Source organism: Actinoplanes sichuanensis, assembly GCF_033097365.1.
Lineage (GTDB): Bacteria > Actinomycetota > Actinomycetes > Mycobacteriales > Micromonosporaceae > Actinoplanes > Actinoplanes sichuanensis.
In genome coordinates this window covers 2280551-2301866 of sequence record NZ_AP028461.1, presented here as the reverse complement: position 1 = coordinate 2301866, position 21316 = coordinate 2280551, and the positions used below count along the sequence as shown (strand labels likewise).

Annotated in this window: 22 protein-coding genes; 15 read left to right on the top strand and 7 right to left on the bottom strand. The window is 70.2% G+C overall.

Annotation, left to right across the window (positions count from 1 at the left end; genetic code table 11):
* Window positions 1-72 precede the first annotated feature (72 nt).
* From Q0Z83_RS10165 to Q0Z83_RS10155, 3 genes are all read left to right on the top strand, one after another.
* Window positions 73-1425 (top strand): sensor histidine kinase, encoded by a 1353-nt coding sequence (locus tag Q0Z83_RS10165; protein ID WP_317793595.1) that lies wholly within the window; start codon window positions 73-75, stop codon window positions 1423-1425.
* Entirely contained in the window at window positions 1413-2078 is a 666-nt protein-coding gene (locus tag Q0Z83_RS10160; protein WP_317793594.1) for a response regulator, read from the top strand. The genes Q0Z83_RS10165 and Q0Z83_RS10160 overlap by 13 nt, the downstream gene beginning before the upstream one ends.
* Window positions 2079-2172: 94 nt before the next feature.
* The gene (locus Q0Z83_RS10155; protein WP_317793593.1) at window positions 2173-3072 is read left to right on the top strand and encodes a hypothetical protein; all 900 of its coding nucleotides are present in this window, start codon (window positions 2173-2175) and stop codon (window positions 3070-3072) included.
* Window positions 3073-3075: 3 nt separating this feature from the next.
* On the opposite strand, the gene Q0Z83_RS10150 is transcribed toward Q0Z83_RS10155, so the two are convergent.
* Window positions 3076-3885, bottom strand: a complete 810-nt coding sequence (locus Q0Z83_RS10150) for a hypothetical protein (RefSeq protein ID WP_317793592.1) — start codon at window positions 3883-3885, stop codon at window positions 3076-3078.
* Window positions 3886-4080: 195 nt separating this feature from the next.
* On the opposite strand from Q0Z83_RS10150, the gene Q0Z83_RS10145 reads away from it, so the two are divergent.
* The 3 genes from Q0Z83_RS10145 to rraA are packed head-to-tail and all read left to right on the top strand — an operon-like array spanning window position 4081 to window position 7804.
* On the top strand, window positions 4081-6432 hold the full coding sequence (locus Q0Z83_RS10145) for an ATP-dependent Clp protease ATP-binding subunit (protein WP_317797059.1): 2352 nt from the start codon (window positions 4081-4083) through the stop codon (window positions 6430-6432).
* A gap of 29 nt (window positions 6433-6461) precedes the next feature.
* Complete coding sequence (locus Q0Z83_RS10140) at window positions 6462-7343, top strand: hypothetical protein (protein ID WP_317793591.1); 882 nt, start codon at window positions 6462-6464, stop codon at window positions 7341-7343.
* The gene (gene rraA / locus Q0Z83_RS10135) at window positions 7340-7804 is read left to right on the top strand and encodes a ribonuclease E activity regulator RraA (protein ID WP_317793590.1); all 465 of its coding nucleotides are present in this window, start codon (window positions 7340-7342) and stop codon (window positions 7802-7804) included. The genes Q0Z83_RS10140 and rraA overlap by 4 nt, the downstream gene beginning before the upstream one ends.
* Here the strand turns inward: rraA and Q0Z83_RS10130 are convergent.
* Complete coding sequence (locus tag Q0Z83_RS10130) at window positions 7768-9774, bottom strand: caspase, EACC1-associated type (RefSeq protein ID WP_317793589.1); 2007 nt, start codon at window positions 9772-9774, stop codon at window positions 7768-7770. The genes rraA and Q0Z83_RS10130 overlap by 37 nt on opposite strands.
* A complete protein-coding gene (locus Q0Z83_RS10125) occupies window positions 9771-10166 on the bottom strand; it encodes a hypothetical protein (protein WP_317793588.1) in 396 nt (131 codons plus the stop codon). Before Q0Z83_RS10125 ends, Q0Z83_RS10130 begins: the two co-directional genes overlap by 4 nt.
* A 187-nt stretch (window positions 10167-10353) precedes the next feature.
* On the opposite strand from Q0Z83_RS10125, the gene Q0Z83_RS10120 reads away from it, so the two are divergent.
* Window positions 10354-11334 carry an alpha/beta hydrolase gene (locus tag Q0Z83_RS10120; protein ID WP_317793587.1) on the top strand — a complete coding sequence of 327 codons (981 nt, stop codon included), beginning with the start codon at window positions 10354-10356 and terminating at the stop codon, window positions 11332-11334.
* A 10-nt stretch (window positions 11335-11344) separates the two neighbouring features.
* Window positions 11345-12316 (top strand): helix-turn-helix domain-containing protein, encoded by a 972-nt coding sequence (locus Q0Z83_RS10115; protein ID WP_317793586.1) that lies wholly within the window; start codon window positions 11345-11347, stop codon window positions 12314-12316.
* Here the strand turns inward: Q0Z83_RS10115 and Q0Z83_RS10110 are convergent.
* From Q0Z83_RS10110 to Q0Z83_RS10100, 3 genes are all read right to left on the bottom strand, one after another.
* Window positions 12306-13136 (bottom strand): hypothetical protein, encoded by an 831-nt coding sequence (locus tag Q0Z83_RS10110; protein ID WP_317793585.1) that lies wholly within the window; start codon window positions 13134-13136, stop codon window positions 12306-12308. The genes Q0Z83_RS10115 and Q0Z83_RS10110 overlap by 11 nt on opposite strands.
* Window positions 13133-13630: a SigE family RNA polymerase sigma factor gene (locus Q0Z83_RS10105; RefSeq protein ID WP_317793584.1), complete on the bottom strand. Its 498-nt coding sequence runs from the start codon at window positions 13628-13630 to the stop codon at window positions 13133-13135. The genes Q0Z83_RS10110 and Q0Z83_RS10105 overlap by 4 nt, the downstream gene beginning before the upstream one ends.
* Before the next feature lie 121 nt (window positions 13631-13751).
* Complete coding sequence (locus Q0Z83_RS10100; protein ID WP_317793583.1) at window positions 13752-14180, bottom strand: YybH family protein; 429 nt, start codon at window positions 14178-14180, stop codon at window positions 13752-13754.
* A gap of 63 nt (window positions 14181-14243) precedes the next feature.
* Here Q0Z83_RS10100 and Q0Z83_RS10095 point away from each other — a divergent pair, with 63 nt between their 5' ends.
* The 7 genes from Q0Z83_RS10095 (at window position 14244) to Q0Z83_RS10065 (ending at window position 20288) form a co-directional block, all read left to right on the top strand.
* Complete coding sequence (locus tag Q0Z83_RS10095) at window positions 14244-14615, top strand: YciI family protein (protein WP_317793582.1); 372 nt, start codon at window positions 14244-14246, stop codon at window positions 14613-14615.
* Window positions 14603-15781, top strand: a complete 1179-nt coding sequence (locus Q0Z83_RS10090) for an RNA polymerase sigma factor (RefSeq protein ID WP_317793581.1) — start codon at window positions 14603-14605, stop codon at window positions 15779-15781. The genes Q0Z83_RS10095 and Q0Z83_RS10090 overlap by 13 nt, the downstream gene beginning before the upstream one ends.
* Window positions 15782-15932: 151 nt before the next feature.
* Entirely contained in the window at window positions 15933-17126 is a 1194-nt protein-coding gene (locus Q0Z83_RS10085; RefSeq protein WP_317793580.1) for an acyl-CoA dehydrogenase family protein, read from the top strand.
* The gene (locus Q0Z83_RS10080; protein ID WP_317793579.1) at window positions 17123-17896 is read left to right on the top strand and encodes an SDR family NAD(P)-dependent oxidoreductase; all 774 of its coding nucleotides are present in this window, start codon (window positions 17123-17125) and stop codon (window positions 17894-17896) included. The genes Q0Z83_RS10085 and Q0Z83_RS10080 overlap by 4 nt, the downstream gene beginning before the upstream one ends.
* Complete coding sequence (locus Q0Z83_RS10075; protein ID WP_317793578.1) at window positions 17889-18623, top strand: SDR family oxidoreductase; 735 nt, start codon at window positions 17889-17891, stop codon at window positions 18621-18623. Before Q0Z83_RS10080 ends, Q0Z83_RS10075 begins: the two co-directional genes overlap by 8 nt.
* On the top strand, window positions 18554-19642 hold the full coding sequence (locus Q0Z83_RS10070) for a phosphotransferase family protein (RefSeq protein WP_317793577.1): 1089 nt from the start codon (window positions 18554-18556) through the stop codon (window positions 19640-19642). The genes Q0Z83_RS10075 and Q0Z83_RS10070 overlap by 70 nt, the downstream gene beginning before the upstream one ends.
* Before the next feature lies 1 nt (window position 19643).
* On the top strand, window positions 19644-20288 hold the full coding sequence (locus Q0Z83_RS10065; RefSeq protein WP_317793576.1) for a histidine phosphatase family protein: 645 nt from the start codon (window positions 19644-19646) through the stop codon (window positions 20286-20288).
* Here Q0Z83_RS10065 and Q0Z83_RS10060 read toward each other — a convergent pair.
* Entirely contained in the window at window positions 20279-21289 is a 1011-nt protein-coding gene (locus tag Q0Z83_RS10060; protein WP_317793575.1) for an AraC family transcriptional regulator, read from the bottom strand. The two genes, Q0Z83_RS10065 and Q0Z83_RS10060, sit on opposite strands and share 10 nt — an antisense overlap.
* Window positions 21290-21316: the final 27 nt, after the last annotated feature.

Sequence of the window (21316 nt, the reverse complement as noted above, 5' to 3'; positions counted from 1 at the left end):
TCGGGCCGAAGATGGCGCACCACCGACTTTGGATGGTGTCGGCGGGGCGGCCGGGCTGGTTAGCCTCGCCGGGTGAAAGGCTTCCGGAACGGGTGGGGATTCGCGGTTCTGATGGGCGGGTCCGGTCTGCTGATCGTGGCCACCGTCGTCGGGCGGTGGAGCAGCGACCCCACGGATCCGCTGCTCAAGCTGGATATCGCGGTCGGGCTGCTGGCCTGGCTGCTGACACCGCTACTGGTCTGGTGGCCCATCGGTGGGACCGTTGCGCTGACCGTTCTGGCCATGCTTTCGCCGGCGGCCACACCGCCGGCCACGATGGGCGCGCTGCAGGTGGCGCGCCGGCGGGACCGGACGGCCGCGATCGCCGTGTCGGTCGGCGGGATCGCGGCGCATGCGGTTCAGGGGGCGTGGCGGCAGAACGGCGGGATGTCGTACGGCTGGTGGCTGGCCCTGGTGACGATCGCCTACGGTGCGCTGCTCGGCTGGGGTCTGTGGGCTCGGGCCCGGGCGGCGTTGATCCGCACCCTGGAGGAACGTGCCCAGCGGGCCGAGGCCGAGCAGGGGCGTCGGGTCGCGGAGGCGCGCATGTCGGAGCGCCGGCGGATCGCCCGGGAGATGCACGACGTGCTGGCGCATCGGCTGTCGCTGCTGGCGACGTTCGCGGGGGCGATGGAGTTCCGGCCGGACGCGCCACCGGAGCAGATGTCCCGGGCGGCCGGTGTGGTTCGTAGCGGGGTGCATCAGGCACTCGAAGAATTGCGGGAGGTGATCGGACTGCTCCGGGAGGACGACGGCGGGGACCAGGACGGCACCGGGGACGGAGTGCGGCCGCAGCCGGTGCTCGCCGACGTGCCACGGCTGGTCGCCGAGTCGCGGGCGGCGGGGACCGAGGTGGTGCTGAACGAGTCGGTGGACGACCCGGCGGAGGCGCCGCCGACCGTGGCGCGGACCGCGTATCGGGTGGTGCAGGAGGGCCTGACGAACGCCCGCAAGCACGCCGCCGGACAGACCGTGCGGGTGACGGTCAGCGGTGGCCCCGGTCTGGGTCTAGAGGTGGAGATCCGCAACCCGGTGGCCTCCCGGGGCGCGTTGCCGGGCGGAGGCGCCGACCCGGGCGCGATGTGGGCCGGAGACACCCACCCAGGCGCAATGCGAGGCGGAGACACCCACCCAGGCGCAATGCGGGGCGTAGACGCCCAACCGGGCGCGGTCCGAGGCAGCGACACCCACCCAGGCGCAATGCGGGGCGTAGACGCCTACCCGGATGCGGTGCGAGGCGGAGACGCCTACCTGGATGCGGGGCCAGGCGGTGGGGCCGGATTGGTCGGGCTGACCGAGCGGGTGCACCTGGCCGGCGGGCGGCTCGATCATCAGCAGGCCGGGGGCGAGTTTCGGCTGCACGCGTCGATACCATGGCCGGCGTGAGCACCCGCCCGGTCCGTGTGCTGGTCGTCGACGACGACGCGCTGGTGCGTGCCGGGCTGACGATGATGCTCGACGGTGCGCCGGGCATCGCGGTCGTGGGTGAGGCGTCCGACGGCGATCAGGTCCCGGCGGCGCTCGACGCGCACGCGCCGGACGTGGTGCTGATGGACGTGCGGATGCCACGCGTCGACGGGATCACCGCTACGAGACGGCTGCGGGCGAGGCCACGGCCGCCTGAGGTGATCGTGCTGACCACCTTCGACACCGACGAGAACATTCTGCACGCGCTGCGTGCCGGGGCCAGCGGCTTCCTGCTGAAGGACACCCCACCGGTTCGGATCGCCGAGGCGGTGCGCCAGGTCGCCGCCGGTGAGCCGATCCTGTCGCCGCGGATCACCCGGCGGCTGATGGACCGGGTGGCCGTGCAGGCGGGAGCATTCGCGCAGGCCCGGACCACGCTGGCGGTGCTCAGCCCACGCGAGCGGGACGTGGTCGTGGCGATCGGCCAGGGCCACGGCAACGCGGAGATCGGCGCCGAACTCGACATGACCCTGGCCACCGTCAAAAGCCATGTGTCACACATCCTGACCAAACTGGACCTCGACAACCGCACCCAGATCGCTCTGCTGGCCCACGACGCGGGCCTGGTCTAGCGGTTCCGGCCGGGGTGGGTATGGCCGGCCATACCCCAGTCACGGGTGTCTGCCGTAGTGCCCGGTGAGCAGCGCCGTTGATGTACTGAGGCCCATGCGATCCTCCGATGCGGGCACCCCCGCGATGAGTTCGAGGTCTGCGATCGGGCTGCTTCTGGGCATCGGTTCGGCGCTGGTGGGCGCGTTCGTGTTCGCCCCGGCCGCCCTCCTCAGCGGCACCTATGGCGCCTACAGCGACGAGACGGCGCTGCGGGACGCGGTCGGGCGAGCTCTCGTCGAGTACTGGCAGAGTGGACGGCCGCAGTTTCCCGCGCTGCTGGTGACGCTGGTCGACTACTGGTTCCGATGGCACGCGATCAAGGTGGTGATCAGCTTGTCGATGTTCGTGGTCTTCGCCCTGCTCGCCGCCGCACTGTGGCGCAGATACCTGCACGGCGCGACCCGCCACGCGGCGGATGCCATCAGCCCGACCCGCCGCGCGGTGGGTTCCATCAGCCCGACCCGCCACCCCGCGGATGGCATCGGCCGGACCCGGCACGCCTTGGGTGCCATCGGTGCGACGGTCTTCACCGTCCTGGTGATGGGCGTGCTAGTGCTGAACATCCAGGCGACGGCCGTACCACTTGTCGCGTTGTTGCCGTTGCAGGCCGGCGGAGGTTCCGGCAGCGGACTCGACCGGACGCTGACCGAGATGCGCGAAGGGCTGACCGCGCCGGCCGGTTCACCCGCATTGACGGTGCTTCTCGGTGAGGCCGAGCGTTACCAGTGGGTCATGGTCGCGATGGCGGTCACGGCGCTCACGGTCGCCGGTCTGGCCGGCGCGTTCTTGTGGCGACGGCGCGGCACCGGCGGCGTCCGCGTCAGGTTCATGCGCCGGACGCTCACCGTCATCCTGGCTCTGACCGCGAGCCTGCTGCTGCTCGTGGTGGCGGGCGGTGTGGTATCGGCCATCGAGCCCGCCGGCACGCTCCGCGCCGCCCTGGGACTGGGCTGATCATCAGCTCAGGTCGTAGCCGGTGGGCTCGCCGGTGCGGTCCCAGCGGACCCCGGTGACCGTGCGGGTGCGACCGTCGACGGTCACGTGGGCGCCCGGCGGATCACCCTCATACGGCTCGACCAGCACCGCGTCCAGGATGTGGCGGGCTCCGTCGACGGAACCGCGCAGGCTGGTCGAGCGCAGCACCCGGCCGAGGGTGATCGCCGCGTCGCGCAGCCGGCGGTCGGTTCCGGAGTCGAAAGCGGACAGGGCGGCGTCGACCCGGGCCCACAACCGCCACCGGTCCCCGTCGAGCAGTAGCCGGGCGGCCCGGTCGACGGCCGCGCAGGTGATGTCGACGGCCGATTCCTCCCCCAGCTCGGCGGCCCACGCCAGTTCATCGGTGGGCGGGAGGAGCTCAGGTGATTCGTGCAGGATCACCGCGTACAACATCCCGAGAACCGTCTCCCGGGCCTCGCCCGCGTAGAGCGGACCGAACGACCGCAGCGGCGGGAACCGCCGCACCAGATGCGCCGCCCGGCCGAGCGGAAGATCGGCGGCGAGCCGGGCGTCGGTCACCCGGGCGTGGAAGGTCCGCTGTTCGCGGGCAGCGAAAATCCAACTGCGATGTTCATCGCCCGAAGCCGGAAGCGACGAAGCCGAGAGCGACGAAGCCGAGAAGGACAGAGGCGAAGCCGAGCCGGACAGCGACGACGCCGCCAGCAGGCGCGCAGCCACCGAATACGGCACCCCGAGCTGGGCGGCGAGCGCTCGGATGGCCCGCTTACGGGCACGATCGGGGACGGGCCTGCGGGTACGGGTTCCGGTCATGGGTGGCCTCCCTGACTCATCGTAGGTCCGATTCCGTTGTACGCTCGCAGAGCAGCGCGCCTGCACGAGCGTAGCGATGCCCCCCACGCGGGCGCCGCCCCGACGCCAAGAGGCTCCGACTCAGCGCACGTCGACTTCAGCCTGTCTTCGAAACCGGCGGAGTGCGTGGGGCTTCGCGTCGAGGACGTGAGTGTCGTGTTCGAACGGTTCACCGACCGTGCCCGTCGAGTCGTCGTTCTGGCCCAGGAAGAGGCCCGGACGCTCAACCACAACTACATCGGCACCGAGCACCTCCTGCTCGGCCTGATCCGCGAGGGCGAGGGCGTCGCCGCCAAGGCCCTGGAGAGTCTCGGGATCGCCCTGGAGGCGGTCCGCGGGCAGGTCGAGGAGATCATCGGCCAGGGTCACGAGGTCCCGGGCGGGCACATCCCGTTCACCCCGCGGGCCAAGAAGGTCCTGGAGTTGTCGCTGCGTGAGGCCCTGCAGCTGGGCCACAACTACATCGGCACCGAGCACATCCTGCTCGGGCTGCTGCGCGAGGGCGAGGGTGTGGCGGCGCAGGTGCTGGTCAAGCTGGGTGCCGACCGGGAGCGGGTCCGGCAGAAGGTGATCCAGCTGCTGGCCGGCAGCACACCGGCCGCCACGCCGGCCGCGCCGGCTCGGGAGACCATTCTCGATCAGTACGGCGACAACCTCACCCAGAGGGCCCGCGCCGGAAAGCTGGACCCGGTGATCGGCCGGGAGCACGAGATCGAGCGGGTCGTGCAGGTGCTGTCGCGCCGCCGCAAGAACAATCCGGTGCTGATCGGCGAGCCGGGCGTCGGCAAGACCGCGGCCGTCGAGGGCCTCGCCCAGGCGATCGTCGACGGCGCGGTGCCCGAGACGCTGCGGGACAAGCAGCTCTACACCCTCGACATGGGTTCGCTGGTCGCCGGCTCCCGCTACCGCGGCGACTTCGAGGAGCGTCTGAAGAAGATCCTCAATGAGGTACGGACCAGAGGCGACGTGATCCTGTTCATCGACGAGGTGCACACCCTGGTCGGTGCGGGCGCCGCCGAGGGGGCCATCGACGCCGCCTCGATCCTCAAGCCGCCGCTGGCCCGGTCGGAGTTCCAGCTGGTCGGAGCCACCACCGTGGACGAGTACCGGAAGTTCATCGCCAAGGACAAGCCCCTCGAACGTCGCCTCCAGCCGATCGACGTGGGCGAGCCGACGTTGGCGCACACCATCGAGATCCTGCGCGGACTGCGCGACTTCTACGAGAGTCACCACCGGGTCACCTACACCGACGCGGCGCTGGTGGCCGCGGCGACGCTGGCCGATCGGTACATCTCCGACCGGTTCCTGCCGGACAAGGCGATCGACCTGATCGACGAGGCCGGCGCGCGGACGCGGATCCGCGCGTTGAGTGGAAACGGGTCCGCGTCGCTGCGCCGGGAGAAGGAGGCCGCCATCGACGCGCAGGACTTCGAGTCGGCGGCCCGGCTGCGCGACCGGGAGAAGCAGCTGGACCAGCATCGGGAGGAGATCGACGACGAACAGATCGCCGAGGTGCTCGGGCACTGGACCGGCATTCCGGTGCACCGGCTCACCGAGGCCGAGACGGCACGCCTGGTCGGCATGGAGGAGGAGTTGCATCGTCGAGTGGTCGCGCAGGACGATGCCGTCGGGTCGGTGGCGAGGGCGATTCGCCGTACCCGCGCAGGTTTGAAAGATCCGAAACGACCGGCCGGGTCGTTCATCTTCGCCGGGCCGTCAGGTGTCGGGAAGACCGAATTGTGCCGTGCGTTGGCCGAGTTCCTGTTCGACTCCGAGGACGCGCTGATCCAGCTTGACATGTCCGAATTCCACGACCGGCACACCATGTCGCGGCTGGTCGGCGCCCCGCCCGGCTATGTCGGTTATGACGAGGGCGGTCAGCTGACCGAAAAGGTTCGCCGCAGGCCGTTCTCGGTGGTGCTGTTCGACGAGATCGAGAAGGCCCACCCGGACGTGTTCAACACGCTGCTGCAGATCCTCGAGGACGGTCGGCTCACCGACGGCCAGGGCCGGATCGTCGATTTCAAGAACACCGTCGTCATCCTCACCACCAATCTCGGCACTCGTGACGTGGGCCGGACGATCGGATTTCAGACCGATTCCACCCCATCGGCGTACGAGATGATGAAGTCCCGGGTCTTCGACGAGCTGAAGCAGCAGTTCCGTCCCGAGTTCCTGAACCGCATCGACGACACCATCGTCTTCCACCAGCTGCGGGAGACCGAGATCCTGCGGATCGTCGACATCTTCACCGCACGCGTCCAGGCTCAGCTCCGCAACAAGGACATGACCTTGGAGCTGACCGACAGCGCCCGGCAGCACCTGGCCGCGAAGGGCTTCGACCCGATCCTGGGCGCCCGCCCGCTACGCCGGACCATCCAGCGTGAGCTGGAGGACACCCTGTCCGAGCAGATCCTCTTCAACGACCTGCGCCCCGGCCAGACCGTCGTCGTCGACTGCGAGGACGATCGTCTGGTGTTCCGAGGGGCGGTGCCCGCGGGGCAGTGACGGGTGGCTATGCCGCCTATGCTGCCCCGGTGCGTGTTCTCTCCAAGCTCCTCACGACCATCTGGATCCTGGCGTTCCTCGCACTGATCGCGGGTTTCGTCGCCTACACCCCGCTGGCCCGCCAGTATGCCGACGATCATCTTTACGTCGTCGACAACAAGCAGACCATCGCGGTCACCACGTCGGCCGGCGAGGCACTGAGCCTCGGCGTGCGCATACCGAGCGCGGTCAGCGGGTTGTGGGCCTCCCCGGACGGGATGACGCTGACCTTCGCCGGGCAACAGCCGATCATCCTGATGCAGCCGAAGCCCCAGACCTGGGGTGACGAGATCACCACCAACCTGAAGGACATCACCGACGACCAGACCGCCACCGGCCGTTACTTCGTGCCTGAGGTGTCCGGGCCGACCGTGCTGGACGGCAAGATCACCGGCACCGTCGTCCGTCCGGTCGGCGGCCTCGTCCAGTTCCACAACGAGCAGACCATCATCGACGTACCCGTGAAGATCACGGTCGACCCGGCGGGCACCACCCGGACCTCCGGCGACCGACTGACCCTGCTGGTGTACGGCATGCTGGCCGCCGCCGGGGTGATGGCCCTCTGCGCACTCGCCATGATCGTCACCGGGCTCCGGAAGAACGGCCTGAAGAACGCCGGCGGCGGCCTCGTCTCCGGCGTGTTCTTCACCGCCGTCTTCGCCGGCGTCGCCTACGTCGCCGAGAAGTTCGCGGTACCCGACGTCAGCGACGTCGACGTGCTCGGTGCGCTGCCGATGAGCCCGATCCAGTTCATCGGGTGCGTCGGAGCTGCGGTATTCCTCACGCTTTTCGGCCTCGCGTTGGGCGCCGACGACGATGGCAGGCCTGATTCACTGGAGCCCGCACCGGCGATTCAGGAGGACGCACGTTGACCAGCACCGCGGACCTGTACGACGAGCACGGCGAGAAGCTCGGCTCCTGCGACACCCAGTTCCGGCAGTACGGGGCGGTGACCTCCTTCGAAGGCCCGGCGGTGACGGTCCGCTGTTTCCAGGACAACGCCCTGCTGAAGTCGATCCTGTCCGAGCCGGGCGAGGGCCGGGTGCTGGTCGTCGACGGCGGCGGTTCCCTGCACACGGCCCTGATGGGCGACCTGATCGCCGGGCTGGCCGTCACCAACGGCTGGTCCGGCGTGATCATCAACGGCGCGGTCCGTGACGTGGCCGCGCTCCGCGAGCTCCCGGTCGGCATCAAGGCGCTGGGCTCCAATCCGCGCAAGAGCGGCAAGACCGGCGCCGGCGACCGAGACGTGCCGCTGGAGTTCGGCGATTGCACCTTCACCCCGGGCGCCCAGATCTACAGCGACGACGACGGAGTCGTGGTCCTCGCCTGAACGGGCGCGGAGGCGTTTCGCCGTGATCGTTTGAGGTCCAAGACCACCAGCGTGCAGAGACCGATGAGTGGGATGCCGAACAGCAGGTTGGTACCGAGGATGTGGGGTGTCTGATCGGCCGCCGGTTTACCGGTCCCGTCGAGCCAGCTTCCCTCGATGCTGATGGCGATTGCCGCGATCTCCATCAGTAGGAGGGCGAGAGTGACCGCCCAGAGAGCGACGCGCCCCGCTCCCCGGACCACCTTGACCCGCCTGGTTCGGCGTCTTGCCCGCGTGATGTCCCTGATCGTGGCCTCGGCCATGAATGAGCCGGGCCGCAACCAATCCGCGGGTTGCGCCATCCACCAGGTCATCGTCGTTCGGTCCGCCGGAACCAGACCGTTGGCAGCGGCGTCACTCCACACCGTGCGAACACCGGTACAGAATCCGGCGAGATATGCCGGGCCCGGGGAGAACGTCGAGTTGGTCGTACCGGACGGCGCGGCATGACCACCCACGAACTGGGCCAACTCCACCAGCCAGGGCGGTACCGATGGAGCGGTCGACGGCTGGTCCACCGCATGTTGCCAGTGGCGCCGCCACGGCATCAGCCACCGGACGACGTCGAACTGACAGGCAACCAGACCGTCGAGCGCGGCGAATGGCAGCGTAGCGGCGACACGGGCGCCGTCGCTGGTGCCACGAAGGCGTTCAGCCTCACGGCTTGGGCCCGGTTCGGCAGCGCTCCGCGGAGAGGCATCGGTCAGGGCATCCGGCAGGGTGACCCGCCCTCTTGCTGCGCCCCGCGGAAAGGTGACCGGCGACTCGCCGGGGTCACGCCGGGCCGGACGGCCGGTGCTGTGGGCGCCGTTGATGGCGTCCTGGACGGCGTCGCGGATCCGGGTGACGGCCTCGTTGGCGGAGTAGGCGAAGGAGATCGAGTCGTCGTCCGTCAACGGTGGCCGACCCGCGTGCGCGCCGAAGCGGGCGATCGGCGCCGGAGCCACGCCTGGCAGGATGACCTGGATATATCCATGATTCCATCGGGTCGCGGGCCGCATCGCCACTCCCGACAGCTGACGGACGTGGTATCGACGTTCACCCTTGTAGGTGTGGCCGACACCGTTCTTGCCGATCACGATCCACTGGCCGTCGAACGACACCCAACCCAGCACACCCTTCGCAACCAGTGCAGGCGCCACGACCGCGCCTCGGGAACTCGGTCCCGGCGCCGGAGTGGCGTCAGCGACGACGAGGGCCCCCTCTCCGGTTCCCAGGCGTCGGGGGCGCTGCGGCGACGGCCCGCGGCGGATCTCTTCGTAAATGTGGTCATACAATTCGTCGGCCGTGATTCGGCCGTCCCGATTCCGATCCGCCGCGCCCGAGGCGATTCCGGAGATCAACGCGGCGGTGAAGTACGAGGGACGCACACCCTGCGACTCCGCGTCCTCGTAACTGGCTTCGGTGTCGCCGGACGCGGTCAGTACAGCGAGACCGGTGCCGGGCGGGATGTCCTGCGCGAGGGTTTCCACGTTCGCCCCGGTCGACCGGCTCCGCATGCCCTTGATGAACCCGCCGCTGAAACAACAATCGACGAGAACCACGGTGGCTTTCGAGCGACTGGAGTGAATGCAGTCCCGAACCCACTCGGCGGAAACGCCGGTGGAGCCGAGAAGATCGCGTTCGGTGTCGGTGAAGGCGAAGTAGAGTCGCCCGTTCTTGTCCTGAACACCGTGGCAAGAGAGGTATAGGAGGCTCGTGGAGTCGGTGACCCGGGCGGTGGCGAAGAAGCCCTCGATCTCCCGACGGGCGACCTGGCTCGTGCAGTCGACTTTCGCGGTCACCGCGTAGCGGCCCGTTTCGGGGTCACGCAGGACCCGCGCCAGCTCGTCCACATCCCGGCGTGGTGACCGCAGCTGCGCCAGCGAGGGATCAGCAAACGTGCCGCAGCCGAGAAGAAGTGCCCGGCGCTGCGCCGGCCTGCCGGTCACGGCTCACGATCGAGGCGACGTAGGTATGCCGCGACCAACTGCTCTCGCTGCGATCGGCTCACCCGGCCCCGGAAACGATGGCCGTCGACCTCGATCTCGACATCGTTGGGCTGGCGACTCAACCACGACGAGATGACCTGCATCAGGTGGTCCACCACGACCGGGGCCAGGGTCACCACCAGGGCGCCGACAGCGAGGACCTCACCCGATTTCGCGCCTGCCGCCGCAGCGCCCGCAACACCCTGCTGAACATCGCCGACGTCGGTGTCGAGCAGAGTCTCGCGCAAGTTGAGCGTGAAATCGTGCACGTCATCGACATCAGCGCCCGGGCAGAGCACCTGCACGCCGATCCTTGCCGGTTCCATAACAGCACCAATTCGGTCATTGATCATGAAGGGAGGATTAGATCGACATTAGTCGCTGCTCATGCGGAAAGCCTCACCCGCTCGGGCGATCCTCCGACACCCGCCAGATGGCGGGGGGATTCCGCCGGATGGCGCTCGATCGGGCCGGTGGGTCGCAGCATGCTGGTGACACCTGTCACATGGCTGTGATCTGGTGTTCATGAAGGAGGCTTTCGTGACTGCTGTCGTGCCCTCTCCTCCCCCGTTCGATCCGGAGCTCGGAGCGGCCCTCGCCGTTCTCGCGGAGCAGCTTCCGCCCTCGCTCACGCCCGAGATGATTCCGCTGATGCGGCAAGGGGCCGCCGTCATGGGCACGTTCAGTGACGACGATCTGCGGCGGGACGGGAAGTTCGCCGTCGAGGAGCGCAGCGTTCCCGGGCTCGACGGGGACCCGGACGTCTCGCTGCTCATCTGCCGGCCGAACGCGGCGACCGGGACGCTCGGGTGTCTCTATCACACGCACGGTGGCGGGATGATCCTCGGCGACAACCGGGCCGGGATCGACCTGATGCTGGACCTCGCCGAGGAGTTCGGGCTGGTCGTGGTGTCGGTGGAGTACCGGCTGGCACCGGAGACACCGCATCCGGGACCGGTGAACGACTGTTACGCGGGACTGCTGTGGACCGCGGCGCACGCCGAGGAGCTGGGCTTCGAACCCGGCCGGCTGATCGTCGCCGGTGGTAGTGCCGGTGGTGGGCTGGCGGCCGCGCTGGCGTTGATGGCCCGCGACCTCAACGGGCCGGAGCTCCTCGGACAGCTGCTGATCTGCCCGATGATCGACGACCGTAACGAGAGCGCTTCGGCCGTACAGATGGAAGGTTTGGGGGTTTGGGATCGCACCGCGAACCGGACCGGCTGGGGTGCGCTGCTCGGTGCGGCGGCCGGCGGCCCCGACGTCTCGCCCTACGCGGCGCCGGCCCGGGCCGCTGACCTGGGGAATCTGCCGCCCGCCTTCATCGATGTGGGTAGCGCGGAGACGTTCCGGGACGAGGATGTCGCCTATGCGAGCCGGATCTGGCAGGCCGGTGGGCGGGCCGAGCTGCATGTGTGGCCGGGCGGGTTCCACGGGTTCGACATGATGGCGCCCTCGGCGGTGATCTCGCAGGATGCCCGGCAGGCCCGGTTCCGGTGGCTGAACCGGCTCCTCAACGCCTAGCGTCTGCGGCATGAAGGACCTGGCGGTACGTCTCGCCGCGCTGGACGCCGACGCCAGCGCGGCCGTTCAGGTGATCGCCTACTTCGACGGGCTGGTCGAGGCGGGCGCCGGGCTGCAGAGCATCGTGCGGGGTGCGGCCGTGCTGGCCGGATGCCCGGCCCGGCTCGACGACACGGTGCGGCGGGTGCACATCCGGGTGCTGCCGGACGGCACCGCCGCAGCGGGAACGCCTGATGACGACGCCTGGCCGGGAGCCGACGCGGGCACCGCCACGCTGCGGCTGGAGCGGTCCGGGACGGCCGGGCCGGTCGACGCGATGGTGCTGGAACGCGCCGCGGCGGCCGCCCGCACGGTGCTCGACCGGACCCGGGGTCGGGCGCCCGCCACCGACCAGCCGGCGATGATCGAACTGCTCGTCGACCCGGCCGCTCCGGCCGACGCCCGGCTGCGGGCCGCCCGGCTCCTCGGTCTCGCGGCCGGCGGGACGGCGTACGCCATGGTCTTTCACGGCGGTGAGGTCCGCATCCTGAACAGGGACGCGGATCCGCCGCGCGGCCGGGCCGGGATCGGCCCGGCCGGACCGATCCTCGACCTTCCGGTCTCGCACGACGGGGCGCGCGTCGCGGTCCGGTTCACCGCCGCCGGCACCGACGAGGATCCCGGCAAAACCATCATCTCGTACGCCGAACTGGGCGCCCTGACAATGCTGACGCAGGTTCCCGAACCCGGTGCTGTGCCGGACGTCCGGGTTCTGGAGCAGGCCGCCGCCCCGTGGCTGCTGCCGACCCTGCACGCGGTGACCGCCACGACGAGCCTGCGTGCCGCGGCCACCCGGCTACGGCTGCACCATTCCACCCTCCAGGACCGGGTCGTCCAGGCCGAACACCTGCTCGGTTGGAGTCTGCGCGACCCGGACGGCCTGCTCCGTACCCATCTGGCCCTGGTGCTGCGGCGGTTGCACCGCAACCCGGTCAGCCGGTGATCTTCTCCGCGATGTCGGTGGCGATCGCCTCCAGTTGGGCGCGGGTGAACACCGGGGCGGGCGCCGACGGTTCGCTGCCGTCGCCGCCGAAGTAGTTGACCGCGCTCAGGTGGACCGCGTGCCTGCGGTCCGGGAGTTCGACGTCGACACCGTAGAACCGCCACCCGTGGCCGGGTTTGTCGACGTAGCGGACCAGACGCAGCCCCGATGCGGTACGGGTGGCCTGGCAGTCGACGACCGGCGGCGCGCACTCGTAGAACGGCTCGCACGAACCGGCCCCGCAACCCGTCGCACGCAGCGACAGGTAGAAACCGCCCTTACGGCCGTCGGCGGTGACCCCGGAGCGGGCCCGGAACGTGTCGTCGTCCAGCGCGAACATCACCGGATGCCCGTCCGGGGTGCGCTTCTCCCCCGGCTCGTCCGGCATGTAGATCCACCGGATCGTCGGGGCGTGCTCGGCCGTCGCCTGTTCCAGGACGAGCTGCAGCCGGTCGAGGATCCGCTGCCGCTCGCCGTCGGTGTCGGCCTCCAACGCGAACGCCGACGGACTCGGCGACGCCGACACCACCGGTGACGCCGACACCACCGGTGACGCCGGCACCGCCGGTGACGGCGTCGCGGCGACCAGCGGAGCCGGCTTCGCTCCGGGCAGCAGGCTCGCGCCGGCGGCGACCGCGGCGACGACCGCGACCGCGGTGGATCCACCGGCCACGACATGCCGGATCCGCCGGCGCCGACGGGCCCGCCGGAGCACCCCCTCGACGTCCACGGTCGACGGGGGCGCCGCCCCGATGAGCCGATCGAGCATCTCCTGATTCACTGCCGCCTCCCCGAGACGAAGCTGACTGTGCGCAGTGCCTCCAAGGCCCGCGCCGACTGGCTCTTGACCGTGCCCGCGGAGATCCCGAGCAGCTCCGCGGTCTCCTCGACCGACCGATCGAAGTAGAACCGCAGGACGACGACGGCCCGCTGCCGCCGCCCGAGCCGGGACAGCAGCCCGATCAGCTGCTCCCGGTCGCCGACCTGATCGGGCGGAGTCCACCCCGGATCAGGCACGTCGTCGGCCGGGTGTTCGCGCCGCCACGGTCGGCGGCGCTCGTCGATCCAGGCCCGGGTGAGTACACGCTGTGCGTACGCCTCCGGATTGTCGGCGGCCGACACCCGCCGCCAGTTCTCGTAGAGCTTGCCCACGACGGTTCCGACCAGGTCATCGGCCAGATGCCAGTCATGGCAGAGCAGGAACGCGGCCCGCCGCCACCGTTCCATCCGGGTCCCCACGAACTCCCGGAACTCGTCCTCCTCGGACCCTTTCACGGCCCTCCTCCCACACGTCTCTGCGGGCACGACGGAACGACCGCCATCCGAGGTTGCAACCCATTCTCGGCGATCCGGTGAGGTTGCGCCCGCCCGCGATCTCACCGGATCGCCGCGCGGGTCAGTCGGTCGGCGTCAGGTTGGTGGAGGCCTGGAAGGAACCGTCCATTTCGAACGGGACGGACTCGTGTTCGTGGGTGACCAGCCAGTGGCCGTCGATCCGACGCAGGCCCAGCGTCACCCGGAACCACAGGGTGAACCGTTCGGTCGAGCCGCGGGGCACCGCACTCAGGCTGTCGATGCTCGTCGCAAAGGCCACGTCGCCGTCGGTGGTGATCTCCAGCCGGGTGACCTCGCGGCGGGGCGGTGCCTCGAAGCCGGCCATCCACGCCTCCAGGATGGCCGGGTCGTGGCGGTCGCCGGGCTGGCGCAGCGGCGGGGCGAGGTTGTACTCGACGTATCCCGGCGCGTAGTAGGACAGGATGGCCTTGGCGTCGCCGGTCTCCAGCAGCGCCGCTTTCCGTTCGATGACTTCCTGGATCTCGTTCATGCCGGGATGTCGAAACCGGCCGGCCCGGCTTCGACATCCCGGGTGAGAGCAGAGGAGAATTCCGTGAAATACCTGATCCTGATCCAGTCGAACCCGCAGTCGCTGGCCGTCTGGGAGACGCTCACCGATCAGCAGCGGACCGATTTCGGGCTCGGTCATCTGCGGCTGACCGAGGAGATGCGCGACGCCGGCGTCCTGGTGGTGAGCGAAGGGCTCGGCGATCCGGCGCTGGCCGTCCAGGTGTCCGTGCGTGACGGCCGGACGATCACCTCCGACGGGCCGTATGCCGAGGTCAAGGAGCACCTGGCCGGTTTCTATCTGATCGACGTCGCGGACCTGGACGAGGCGGTGGCCTGGGCCGCGAAGGCCCCCGACGCCGCGTACACCCGGGTCGAGGTGCGCCCGATCCTCGACATGAGCACATGGGAGATCTGACCGCCCTGCTGCGGGAGTGCACGCCGCAGGTCCTGGCGGCCGTGGTGCGCCGGTACGGTGATTTCGAGGCGTGTGAGGACGCGGTGCAGGAGGCGCTGATCGCGGCCGTCCAGCAGTGGCCGGTGTCCGGCGTTCCGGAGCAGCCACGGAGTTGGCTGATCACCGTGGCCGCACGCCGCCGGGTCGAGACGCTGCGCAACGAGACCGCCCGCCGACGGCGGGAGGAGACGGTGCGGCACGACCCGGCACCGGAGGTCCGCGGCGACGACGAACTGGCGCTGCTGCTGCTCTGCTGCCATCCGGCGTTGAGTGTCCCGGCGCAGGTCACCCTCACGCTGCGGGCGGTCGGCGGGCTGACCACGGCGGAGATCGCCCGGGCTCTGCTGCTGCCGGAGGCGACCGTGGGCCAGCGGATCAGCCGGGCCAAGCAGCGGATCCGGGAGTCCGGCGTCGGGTTCGAGAGGTCCGCACCCGAGGAACGGCTCACCGCGGTCCGGCACGTGCTCTATCTGATCTTCAATGAGGGGCACACGGCCAGCTCCGGCGACGCCCTGAACCGGGTCGAGCTGACCCGGGAGGCGATCCGCCTGACCCGGCAGCTGCACCGGCGGCTGCCGGACGACGGGGAGACCGCCGGGCTGCTGGCGTTGATGCTGCTCACCGACGCCCGGCGGCCGGCCCGGACCGGACCGGACGGCGCCCTGATCCCGCTCGCCGAACAGGATCGCGGCCGCTGGGACGCGGGCATGATCGCCGAGGGCGTCGCGCTGATCACCCGCACGCTGGCGTCGGCGCCGATCGGCCCCGTGCAGGTCCAGGCCGCGATCGCGGCGATCCACGACGAGGCGGCGCGGCCCGAGGACACCGATTGGCCACAGATCCTCATTCTGTACGGAATGCTGCACGCCCTCGCCCCGAGCCCGGTGGTGACGCTGAACCGGATCGTGGCGAGCGCCATGGTCCACGGTCCGGAGCCGGGGCTGGCCGCCCTGGACCGGGTGACCGAGGTTCCGATGCGCCACCGGGTTGCGGCCGTGCGGGCGCACCTGCTGGAGATGGCCGGCGACCACTCCGGGGCGCGCGAGCAGTACCGCCTGGCGGCCCGGTTGACGCTGAGCCGCCCGGAGCAGCGCTACCTGGAGTCCCGGGCGGTCCGGCTGCACTGACCGCCCCGCGGTCTGTGGCGGTTCACCGGCGCACAGCACCGGGTGCGGCGTGGACGCCTCATGTCCGGTCGGGCGCGCCGGTGTCGTACCGGATCAAATGTTTGTCGCTTTGGATCAAGTCCGGCCGTTGGCCGGGTCTTAGCGTGTGTGCATGGATTTCTCCCCCTCTGCGCGGGCCGCGGAACTGACCGGGGCGGTGCGGGACTTCATCGACGCCGAGATCGCGCCGGTCGAGCGCGCTCTCCATGGCGCGCGGGCCGGCGAACCGGTGTCCTGGCAGGTCCCGGACGAGGTGCGCGCGCTGCAGCGACAGGCCCGCGAGCGGGGGCTGTGGAACCTCTTCGCGGAGCTGAGCAACGTCGACTACGCGCCGATCGCCGAGGCCACCGGCTGGTCGTTCCTGGCGCCGTACGTCTTCAACTGCAACGCGCCCGACACCGGGAACATGGAGGTCCTGGAGAAATACGGCACGCCGGAGCAGAAGGACCGCTGGCTGACCCCGCTGCTGGACGGCACGATCCGTAGCGGCTTCGCCATGACCGAGCCCGCCGTCGCGTCCTCGGATGCCACGAACATGCAGCTCACCGCGGTGCTCGACGGTGACGAGGTGGTGCTCGACGGCCGCAAGTGGTGGACCACGGGCGTCGGTCACCCGGACTGCCGGGTGCTGATCGTGATGGGCCTGACCGATCCGGACGCGCACCGCCACGCCCGGCACTCGATGGTCCTGGTCCCGATCGACACACCCGGGGTGAAGGTCGAGCGGATGCTGGACACCATGGGCTTCCTCGACGAGCCGTTCGGACACGGCGAGGTGTCGTTCACCGGGGTCCGTGTCCCGGTCGCGAACATCATCGCCGGGCCGGGGCAGGCGTTCGCCATCGCGCAGGGCCGGCTCGGACCGGGCCGGGTGCACCACGCGATGCGGATGATCGGTCTCGCCGAGCGTGCCCTGCACCTGGCCTGCGAACGTGGCCTGGCCCGCACCGCCTTCGGCAAGCCGATCATGAACCTGGGCGGGAACCGGGAACGCGTCGCCGACGCCCGGATCGCGATCAACTCGACCCGGCTGCTGATCCAGCACGCGGCCTGGAAACTCGACACCGGCGGGCCGATGGCCGCACTGTCCGAGGTGAGTCAGATCAAGGTGGCCGCCCCGAACGTCGCCCAGCAGGTGATCGACTTCGCCATCCAGATCCACGGCGGCGCCGGCCTCTCCAGCGACTTCCCGCTCGCCTCGGCGTGGACGGCGGCACGCGCGGTGCGGATCGCCGACGGGCCGGACGAGGTGCACCGTGGTCTGATAGCCCGACTCGAACTCACCAACCATGGAGCAGCCCGATGAAACGTGTCCTGATCACCGGTGGCGCCTCCGGCCTGGGCGCCGCACTGGCCGCCCGGTTCACCGCCCGCGGCGACCGGGTGCTGGTCACCGATGTCTCCGACAAGGCCGAGCACCGGCTGGACATCACCTCCGAGGCCGACTGGGCGGCCGCCCTGGAACGGGTCCGCGACGAGCTCGGTGGCCTGGACATCCTGGTCAACAACGCGGGCATCGCCGCCGGTGGTCGCATCGACCGGCTCAGCGCCGAGCACTGGCAGCGGGTCCTCACGGTGAACGTGCTCGGCGCGGTCACCGGGTGCCGCACGTTCACGCCGCTGTTCAAGGAGCAGGGCTCGGGCCACATCGTCAACGTGGCGTCGGCCGCCGGTCTCATGCATCCACCTTCCATGAGCAGCTACAACGCGAGTAAGGCCGCGGTGGTGGCGCTGTCGGAGTCGCTGCGGTACGAGCTCGGGCCGTGGGGTGTCGCGGTGTCGGTGGTGTGCCCGTCGTTCTTCCGCACCAACCTGGCGCAGTCGCTGGCCGGTGACGACCCGCAGATGGAGGAGGGCGCGGTCCGCCTGATCAACAACGCCCGGCGGGGTGCCGACGAGATCGCCGCCCGGGTGGTGCACGACGTGGACGCCGGTAAGTTCCTGATCCTGCCGGACTCGGACGGCCGCACGGCCTACCGGGCCAAGCGGTTCGCCCGGTTCCTCTACGACCGGAAGATGTTCGCCCTGGGCGCCAAGATCCGCCGCGAGGAACGGGCCGAGGTGCCGCGTGGGTAAGGGTGTCGTGCTGATCACCGGGGCCAGCGCGGGCCTCGGCGAGGAGATGGCCAGGCAGTTCGCGGCCCTGGGTTATGACCTGGCCCTGTGCGCCCGCCGGGTCGACCGGCTGGAGAAGCTGCGCGACGAACTGCCGACCAGGGTGCTCGTGAAACCGCTCGATGTCACCGACGACGAGGCGGTCTTCACCGTCTTCCGGGAATTCGCCGCCGAGTTCGGCCGCGTCGACCGGGTGATCGTCAACGCCGGGCTCGGCAAGGGCGCACCCTTGGGCACCGGCCGCCCGGACGCGAACCGGGACACCGCCCGGGTCAACTTCCTCGGTGCGCTGGCCCAGGCCGAGGCGGCCCTGGAGATCTTCCGCGCGCAGCGGAGCGGTCACCTGGTGATCATCTCGTCGATGTCGGCGCTGCGGGGCATGCGTAGGTCGATGACCACCTACGCCGCTACCAAGGCCGGGGTGGCCGCGCTGGCCGAGGGGCTGCGCTCGGAGCGGATCCCCGGGGTCGACGTGTCGGTGATCTACCCCGGGTACATCAGGTCGGAGATGAACGAGCACGTGCAACAGAAGACCCCGTTCATGGTGGACACCGCCACGGGTGTCCGGGCGATGGTCGCGGCGATCGAGAAACGGAAGGCCAAGGCCTACGTCCCGGCGTGGCCGTGGGTGCCGATCGGCGCGGCGATGCGGCTGCTCCCCCTCTCCGTCGTGCGGCGGATGGTGTGACCGGGCCGGTCCGCGCGGAGGACGCCTTCGACGTCGACGCGGTGACCGCCTGGCTCGGTCTGGAAACTACGCCCGAGGTACGACAGTTCTCCGGCGGTGCATCCAACCTCACCTATCTGCTGAGGACCGGCGAGAGGGACCTCATCCTGCGCCGTCCGCCGACCGGCCGGAAGGCGGCGACCGCCCACGACATGTCCCGTGAGTACCGGATCCAGTCCGCCCTGGCCCCGGTCTTCCCCTACGTGCCGAGGATGGTCGCGCTCTGCGAGGACGAGTCGGTGATCGGCTCGCCCTTCTACGTGATGGAACGCGTCGAGGGCCACATCCCCCGGCGGGAACTCGGCGTCGACCTGCCCCCGGACCGGGTCCGCACACTCTGCACCGGCGTCGTCGACCTGCTCGTCGACCTGCACGGCATCGACCCGGCCGCGGCCGGACTGGACAACCTGGGTAAGGGCACCGGCTATGTGGCACGGCAGGTGGCCGGCTGGTCCGATCGGTACCGCTCGGCCCGTACCCGAAATGTCGGCTCGTTTGCCGGGGTCATCCGCTGGTTGGAGGCGAACCAGCCCGCCGAGCAGCGGATCTGCCTGATCCACAACGACTTCCGGTTCGACAACGTGGTCTTCGCCCCGGACGACCCGACCCGGCCGGTGGCGCTGCTCGACTGGGAGATGGCCACGCTCGGCGACCCGCTGATGGATCTGGGCAGCGCGCTCGCCTACTGGGTGCAGGCCGACGACGGATGGCTGTTCCGGATGTTCCGGCGTCAGCCCACCCATACGCCCGGGATGCTGACCCGCCGCGAGGTGATCGAGCACTACCACGCGCGGACCGGGCTGCGGATGACCGCGTTCCACGAGGTGTTCGGGCTGTTCCGGCTGGCCGGTATCGTGCAGCAGATCTACTACCGCTACTACCACCGGCAGACCCGCAATCCGGCGTTCCGGAACTTCTGGATCGCCAGTCTGATGCTGGAACGCCGCTGCCTGCGCATCATCCGCGCCGGAAAGGACTGAGGTGGCCCGTCTCCTGCTGATCCGGCACGGTCAGGCGTCGTTCGGTGCCGACGATTACGACGCACTCTCCGAGATCGGGCACGAGCAGGCCCGTACCCTCGGAAGGTCCTTCGCCGACCGTGGCATCCGGCCCACGCTGATCGTCCGCGGCGACATGCGCCGCCACGACGAGACGGCGACCGGGATCGTCGAGGGCCTGAAGGAGCCGGTCGAGACGGTCGTCGACGCGGGCTGGAACGAGTTCGACTTCCATCACGTCGTGACGGTCCACCAGCCCGACTTCCGCGCCGCGACGACGCCCCGGGCGTTCCAGGAGATCTTCGAGGCGGCCACCGCCCGCTGGTGCTCCGGCGATCACGACACCGAGTACACCGAGTCGTTCCCGACCTTCCAGGAGCGTGTCACAGCGGCGCTGGAACGACTGCGCGGCCACCGGGACGTCCTCGTGGTCAGCTCGGGCGGCCCGATCGCGATGGCCGCCAGCCTGCTCACCACCGGATCGGCCGCCGCCTGGGCGGCCCTCAACCGGGTCTCGGTGAACACCGGCGTCACGAAGGTGATCGTCGGGAGCCGGGGTCTGTCGCTGTCCACGTTCAACGAGCACACCCACGTCGAGGCCGACCCGCGACTGCTCACCTACCGCTGAGCGGCCTGTTTGCGTAACGCGGTCGGGCTCATCCCCCACCAGCGGCGGGCGCAACGGCTCAGCACCGCCTGCTCGGCGAACCCGAGCAGGCGACTGACCTGCGCCAACGGCATGTCCGTGGTGGTCAGGTAGGCACGGGCGCGGGCCCGTCGCACGTCGTCGAGGATCCCGGCGAAGCCCTGCCCCTCCTCGACCAACTGCCGTTGCAGGGTACGCGGATGCACGGCCAGCGCCCGGGCCACGTCGGCCAGCTCGGTCGGCCCGGTGCCGAGCGCCTGCGACACGACCGCGCGCACCCGGGCGGCCGGGCCGGCCCGCGGACCGGGTGACTGCCGGGACAGGAACGCCAGCGCCAGGCCGCGCAGGGTGGCGTCGACCCCGACCAGCGGCTGCCGCATCAGACTGGTCGGCACCCGCAGCACCGCCGCGGGCCGACCGAACCGCACACTCGCCCCGAACACCTCCCGATAGCGGGCGGCCGGCGCGACCGGCTCGTGCGGCAGATCCACCGACCGCAACCCATACCCGCCGCCGACCAGGAACCCGACCGCCCGATGCAGGAACAGCATGGTCATCTCGGTGGCCTGCGGCAGCGGCCGGATCCAGGCGCCGAACGTGTATCGCAATCCGGTCACCCCGGCGGTCCCGTCCGGATCGGGCACGACCGACAGGGACAGGTCACGGGCGTGCACGAACATGTACCGCGAGGTGCACTCGATCGCGTCGGCCACCGACGGTGAATTCTGGATCGCCACGGCCAGCGGCCCGAGCAGGCTCATCTCCTGCGCCGATGCGACCCGAAGGCCCAGGTCGGGGCAGTGCAGGGCGGCCGCCGCGAGCTCCAGGACGGCGGCGATCGCGGTGTCCTCGACGAGCAGATCGTCGGCGTCGAGCGCGTCCGGCGGCAGGCCGGCCCGGCGGGCGAACTGATCCGCGTCCCCGCCCAGCGCCTCCACGGTCTGCCGGAACCTCTGCAGGCCGGCCGACCTCACCAACGACACTCCAAGAGGTTACATCAAATCGATTTG

Excerpts from the sequence above, each read along its gene's own strand:
- Q0Z83_RS10100 (WP_317793583.1), bottom strand. The coding sequence starts at position 14,180 with ATGAACGAGATCCAGGAAGTCATCGAACGGAAAGCGGCGCTGCTGGAG.
- Q0Z83_RS10080 (WP_317793579.1), top strand. The coding sequence starts at position 17,123 with ATGAAACGTGTCCTGATCACCGGTGGCGCCTCCGGCCTGGGCGCCGCA.
- Q0Z83_RS10085 (WP_317793580.1), top strand. The coding sequence starts at position 15,933 with ATGGATTTCTCCCCCTCTGCGCGGGCCGCGGAACTGACCGGGGCGGTG.
- Q0Z83_RS10090 (WP_317793581.1), top strand. The coding sequence starts at position 14,603 with ATGGGAGATCTGACCGCCCTGCTGCGGGAGTGCACGCCGCAGGTCCTG.
- Q0Z83_RS10115 (WP_317793586.1), top strand. The coding sequence starts at position 11,345 with ATGAAGGACCTGGCGGTACGTCTCGCCGCGCTGGACGCCGACGCCAGC.
- Q0Z83_RS10125 (WP_317793588.1), bottom strand. The coding sequence starts at position 10,166 with ATGATCAATGACCGAATTGGTGCTGTTATGGAACCGGCAAGGATCGGC.
- Q0Z83_RS10150 (WP_317793592.1), bottom strand. The coding sequence starts at position 3,885 with ATGACCGGAACCCGTACCCGCAGGCCCGTCCCCGATCGTGCCCGTAAG.
- Q0Z83_RS10155 (WP_317793593.1), top strand. The coding sequence starts at position 2,173 with ATGCGATCCTCCGATGCGGGCACCCCCGCGATGAGTTCGAGGTCTGCG.
- Q0Z83_RS10160 (WP_317793594.1), top strand. The coding sequence starts at position 1,413 with ATGGCCGGCGTGAGCACCCGCCCGGTCCGTGTGCTGGTCGTCGACGAC.